The organism is Nocardia sp. NPDC060220 (assembly GCF_042727815.1).
Classification (GTDB): Bacteria; Actinomycetota; Actinomycetes; order Mycobacteriales; family Mycobacteriaceae; genus Nocardia.
This window is the reverse complement of record NZ_JBHWZY010000858.1, coordinates 1-2,860: the sequence shown is the minus strand read 5'-3', so window position 1 is coordinate 2,860 and position 2,860 is coordinate 1. Positions and strand designations below refer to the sequence as shown.

General features: G+C 67.7%; 2 protein-coding genes and 1 pseudogene. All 3 read left to right on the top strand.

What is annotated here, in order from left to right; all coding sequences use genetic code 11:
- Window positions 1-637 (top strand): annotated as a pseudogene (locus ACFWF3_RS30815) (succinate--CoA ligase subunit beta); the annotation flags it as partial.
- A gap of 12 nt (window positions 638-649) precedes the next feature.
- Window positions 650-1,567 carry a succinate--CoA ligase subunit alpha gene (gene sucD / locus ACFWF3_RS30810; protein WP_378635903.1) on the top strand — a complete coding sequence of 306 codons (918 nt, stop codon included), beginning with the start codon at window positions 650-652 and terminating at the stop codon, window positions 1,565-1,567.
- Window positions 1,568-1,771: 204 nt separating this feature from the next.
- The gene (locus ACFWF3_RS30805) at window positions 1,772-2,806 is read left to right on the top strand and encodes a DUF5336 domain-containing protein (RefSeq protein WP_378993276.1); all 1,035 of its coding nucleotides are present in this window, start codon (window positions 1,772-1,774) and stop codon (window positions 2,804-2,806) included.
- The last annotated feature ends 54 nt before the right edge of the window (window positions 2,807-2,860 follow it).

Here is a 2,860-nt window from a genome sequence, read left to right as displayed (position 1 = left end):
GGTCTTCGTCAACGAGGACACCACCCTGGTCGAGGTCAACCCGCTGGTGCGCACTCCCAACGACGAGATCCTCGCCCTCGACGGCAAGGTCACCCTGGACGAGAACGCCGAGTACCGGCATCCCGACCACCTCGAGTTCGCCGACGTCGACGCGACCGACCCGCTCGAGCTCAAGGCCAAGGAAAACGACCTCAACTACGTCAAGCTCGACGGTGAGGTCGGCATCATCGGCAACGGCGCCGGTCTGGTCATGTCCACCCTGGACGTCGTCGCGTACGCCGGTGAGAACCACGGCGGCGTGAAGCCGGCCAACTTCCTCGACATCGGCGGCGGCGCTTCGGCTTCCGTGATGGCCGCGGGCCTGGACGTCATCCTGGGCGACGCGCAGGTCAAGAGCGTGTTCGTCAACGTCTTCGGTGGCATCACCGCCTGTGACGCGGTCGCCAACGGCATCGTGGGCGCCCTCGAGGTGCTCGGTGACGCGGCCACCAAGCCGCTGGTCGTTCGTCTGGACGGCAACAACGTCGTAGAGGGTCGCCGCATCCTCGCCGAGGCCAACCACCCGCTGGTGACGCTGGCCCAGACCATGGACGAGGGCGCCGACAAGGCCGCCGAACTCGCCTTCAGCGCCAAGTAAGGAACAGCGAACATGTCCATCTTCCTGAACAAGGACAACAAGGTCATCGTCCAGGGCATCACCGGCGGCGAGGGCACCAAGCACACCGCGCTGATGCTGAAGGCGGGCACCAACGTCGTCGGCGGCGTGAACGCGCGCAAGGCCGGCACCACGGTCAAGCACACCGACAAAGACGGCAACGAGATCGAGCTGCCCGTGTTCGCCTCCGTCGCCGAGGCGATCGAGAAGACCGGCGCCGACACCTCCATCGCGTTCGTGCCGCCCGCCTTCTCCAAGGACGCCATCATCGAGGCCATCGACGCGGAGATCCCGCTGCTCGTGGTCATCACCGAGGGCATCCCGGTGCAGGACTCCGCCTTCGCGTGGGCCTACAACGTCGAAAAGGGCGAGAAGACCCGCATCATCGGCCCGAACTGCCCCGGCATCATCACCCCCGGCGAGGCGCTGGTCGGCATCACCCCGAACAACATCACCGGCAAGGGCCCGATCGGCCTGGTGTCGAAGTCGGGCACCCTGACCTACCAGATGATGTACGAGCTGCGTGATTTCGGTTTCTCGACCGCGATCGGCATCGGCGGCGACCCGGTCATCGGCACCACCCACATCGACGCCATCGAGGCGTTCGAGAAGGACCCCGAGACCAAGATCATCGTCATGATCGGCGAGATCGGTGGCGACGCCGAAGAACGCGCGGCCGCGTACATCAAGGCCAACGTGACCAAGCCGGTCGTCGGCTACGTCGCCGGTTTCACCGCGCCCGAGGGTAAGACCATGGGCCACGCAGGCGCCATCGTCTCCAGTGGTGGCGGCACCGCGCAGGCCAAGCAGGAAGCGCTCGAGGCCGCAGGCGTGAAGGTCGGCAAGACGCCGTCCGCCACCGCCGCGCTCGCTCGCGAGATCCTGGAGAAGGCGTCCATCGCTTCTGCGTGATCTGAAATCTCACACTGTCGAAGGCCGCCTTCAGGTTTAACCTGGGCGGCCTTCGTCGATTCATCCACAGGCGGTGGTTTATCCACAGCCTGCATCGGTAGGTGATGACCGGGGCCGTGGCGTGCAGTAGCGTCAGGTATCGGATCAGGCACCAGTCAGTTCGACGCGACCGATGCGCACGACTCGACAAGGAGACGACGAGACATGTCATACCCGACCGGGGGCTCCGGGTACAACACACCCGCGACACCCGCCGCGCCTCAGGGCCCGAGTACCGGAGCCGCCGCGGCTTCGCCATCGACCGCGACCGGTTCGGATGGCAAAGGACTGCCGTTCATCCTGACCGCGGCCGCCGCCGGACTCGGCGTCGTCACCTTCCTCCTCGGCTTCGCGCCGTATGTCGGCTTCACCGCGCTGCGTGAGACCACCACCGGCAGCATGTTCGAGTCGAGCAGCGGCGCCCTCGCGACGCTGATCCTGGCCGCCGCCTTGCTGGCCGGGCTGTCGTTGCTACCCAAGCAGAACGTTCTCGGCGTCGCCGCGGCACTGGCCGTGGCCTCGTTCCTCGGCGTCGTGGTCTCGCTGATCAGCGTGGGCGAGGGCATGGAACTGCAGTGGGGCGCGTTCGCGGTGGCCGCGTTCTCGTTCATCGTCGCCGTGCTGCTGGTGCTGGCATTGCTGTTCGGGCTCGGCATCATCAAGGTGCCGGCGCCGAAACCGGCCCAGCCGCAACAGCAGCAGAACCAGTACGGCCAGTACGCCCAGCAGGGTTACGGCCAGCAGGGCTACGGCCAGAGCACCGGCCAGCAGCCCTACGGGCAGACCGGTTACGGCCAGGCCCAGACCGGTGGGCAGTACCCGACGCAGTCGCCGTCGCCGTACGGCCAGCAGAGCCAGCCGTCGGTGCCGCAGGCGCAGCAGCCGGCCTACGGCCAGCCGGGCCAGCAGTCCTACGGTCAGCCGGCACAGCAGTCGCCGTACGGCCAGCAGTACGGTGCCCCGCAGGCGCAGCAGCAGCCCTCGCCGTATGGTGCGGCGCCGCAGGCACAGCCGCGTCCCGACGAGAGCGCGACGCAGACGTTCGGCGGGCAGCAGCAGGGCCAGCCGTTCGGTGCGCCGACCTACGGTGGCGCGCAGCCGTCGTCGCCCGGTCAGCCGCAGCCGTTCGGTGGCGAGCAGACCGCCGACCCGGCGGCCGATGCGACCACCGCGTTCCGTCCGAACGACGACAACAAGTAAAACCGACGGCTGCCGCACGGTGGTTCAGGTTCGATCGCGAGCCCACAGGTACGC